Origin of the sequence: Candidatus Pristimantibacillus lignocellulolyticus (assembly GCA_023639215.1) — a bacterium.
GTDB lineage: Bacteria > Bacillota > Bacilli > Paenibacillales > Paenibacillaceae > Pristimantibacillus > Pristimantibacillus lignocellulolyticus.
Window position 1 is genome coordinate 1 of the sequence record CP097899.1, and the last position, 2,500, is coordinate 2,500.

A 2,500-nucleotide genomic window follows, 5' to 3' on the forward strand; every position below is an offset into this window, starting at 1 on the left:
CCTCAAAACTGGATAGGAAAGGTAAAACTCCAAAGTGATGCTTGTATCAATGTACTTTTCTTGCTTGCGCTTGAAAAGATTTTAGGATAAGCCCTCGACCGATTAGTATTCGTCAGCTACATGTATTGCTACACTTACACCCCGAACCTATCAACCTCGTCGTCTTCAAGGGGTCTTACTAATTGGGAAATCTCATCTTGAAGGGGGCTTCACGCTTAGATGCTTTCAGCGTTTATCCCGTCCGTACTTAGCTACCCAGCTATGCTTCTGGCGAAACAACTGGTACACCAGCGGTACGTCCATCCCGGTCCTCTCGTACTAAGGACAGCTCTTCTCAAATTTCCTGCGCCCGCGACAGATAGGGACCGAACTGTCTCACGACGTTCTGAACCCAGCTCGCGTACCGCTTTAATGGGCGAACAGCCCAACCCTTGGGACCTACTTCAGCCCCAGGATGCGATGAGCCGACATCGAGGTGCCAAACCTCCCCGTCGATGTGGACTCTTGGGGGAGATAAGCCTGTTATCCCCAGGGTAGCTTTTATCCGTTGAGCGATGGCCCTTCCATGCGGTACCACCGGATCACTAAGCCCGACTTTCGTCCCTGCTCGACTTGTAGGTCTCGCAGTCAAGCTCCCTTTTGCCTTTGCACTCTTCGAATGATTTCCAACCATTCTGAGGGAACCTTTGGGCGCCTCCGTTACTCTTTAGGAGGCGACCGCCCCAGTCAAACTGCCCACCTGACACGGTCCCTCTACCCGATTCAGGGTAGCAGGTTAGAACTCCGATACGATCAGGGTGGTATCCCAACGTCGCCTCCTCACAAGCTGGCGCTCATGACTCAAAGGCTCCCACCTATCCTGTACAGATCGTACCAAAGTTCAATATCAAGTTGCAGTAAAGCTCCATGGGGTCTTTCCGTCTTGTCGCGGGTAACCTGCATCTTCACAGGTATTAAAATTTCACCGGATCTCTCGTTGAGACAGCGCCCAATTCGTTACGCCATTCGTGCGGGTCAGAATTTACCTGACAAGGAATTTCGCTACCTTAGGACCGTTATAGTTACGGCCGCCGTTTACTGGGGCTTCGGTTCATAGCTTCGGGTTACCCCTAACCACTCCCCTTAACCTTCCAGCACCGGGCAGGCGTCAGCCCGTATACTTCGTCTTACGACTTCGCACAGACCTGTGTTTTTGCTAAACAGTCGATTGGGCCTTTTCACTGCGGCCCCCTCGGGCTATTAACCCTACCGGGGCACCCCTTCTCCCTAAGTTACGGGGTCATTTTGCCGAGTTCCTTAACGAGAGTTCTTCCGCGCGCCTTAGCATGCTCTGCTCGCCTACCTGTGTCGGTTTGCGGTACGGGCACCTATACCTAACTAGAGGCTTTTCTTGACAGCCGGAGCTCATGACCTTCGCTACTATAATTTTCGCTCCCCATCGCAGCCCAGCCTTATAGCCGACGGATTTTCCTATCGACAAGCCTCACTACTTAGACGGACTATTCCATCAGTCCGCGTCACTACCCTTCTGTGTCACCCCATTGCTCAAACGGTTTTCGGTGGTACAGGAATTTCAACCTGTTGTCCTTCCACTACGCCTTTCGGCCTCGCGTTAGGTCCCGACTTACCCTGAGAGGACGAGCCTTCCTCAGGAACCCTTAGGCTTACGGCGGACAAGATTCTCACTTGTCTTTTCGTTACTCATACCGGCATTCTCACTTGAATACTGTCCACCAGTCCTTACGGTCTGACTTCAACCTATATTCAACGCTCCCCTACCCAAGTACCAAATGGTACATGCCATAGCTTCGGTGGTGTGTTTAGCCCCGTTACATTTTCGGCGCAGAGTCACTCGACCAGTGAGCTATTACGCACTCTTTAAATGGTGGCTGCTTCTAAGCCAACATCCTGGTTGTCTGTGCAACTCCACATCCTTTCCCACTTAACACACACTTGGGGACCTTAGCTGATGATCTGGGCTGTTTCCCTCTTGACAATGGATCTTAGCACTCACTGTCTGACTCCCGGATAACATGTCTGTGGCATTCGGAGTTTGACTAGACTTGGTAACCCTTGGCGGGCCCCGCACCCAATCAGTGCTCTACCTCCACGACACTCTAATCCGAGGCTAGCCCTAAAGCTATTTCGGGGAGAACCAGCTATCTCCGAGTTCGATTGGAATTTCTCCGCTACCCCCACCTCATCCCCGCACTTTTCAACGTGCGTGGGTTCGGGCCTCCAGTGCGTGTTACCGCACCTTCACCCTGGACAGGGGTAGATCACACGGTTTCGGGTCTACGACTACGTACTCATTCGCCCTATTCAGACTCGCTTTCGCTGCGGCTCCGTCTTTCCAACTTAACCTTGCACGTAATCGTAACTCGCCGGTTCATTCTACAAAAGGCACGCCATCACCCATAAATAGGGCTCTGACTTTTTGTAAGCGCACGGTTTCAGGTTCTTTTTCACTCCGCTTCCGCGGTGCTTTTCACCTTTCCCT

General features: G+C 52.2%; 1 rRNA gene (cut by a window edge). It reads right to left on the reverse strand.

Annotation, left to right across the window (positions count from 1 at the left end):
• Window positions 1-82: 82 nt before the first annotated feature.
• Window positions 83-2,500: ribosomal RNA gene (locus NAG76_00005) — 23S ribosomal RNA — on the reverse strand; it runs 513 nt beyond the window's last position.